Genomic DNA, 215 nt, shown 5'->3' on the forward strand with positions numbered 1-215 from the left:
GTGTTCATCGACAAGAGCACTCAGACCGTCAAGATTACCGACGCTACCGGCGGTAACTTCGAGAAGCTGGAAGTTGCCGGTAACGGTGCAACTACCACGATCAACGACACCATCGACAAGGTCGATGTGGTCCTGACGGCCACCAACACCGTTGGTGAAGGCGGCAACATCGTCTACACCGCCAGTCTTGTGGATAAAAACGGCGCGCCGGTAAC

The 215-nt window shown here is 55.8% G+C and carries 1 protein-coding gene; it reads left to right on the plus strand.

The window, feature by feature from the left end; translation table 11 throughout:
* A partial coding sequence (locus ACQRBT_RS28370; RefSeq protein ID WP_427851710.1) for an immunoglobulin-like domain-containing protein occupies window positions 1-215 on the plus strand: 215 nt, incomplete at both ends.

Source organism: Pseudomonas sp. R19M, assembly GCF_050312585.1.
Lineage (GTDB): Bacteria > Pseudomonadota > Gammaproteobacteria > Pseudomonadales > Pseudomonadaceae > Aquipseudomonas > Aquipseudomonas palleroniana.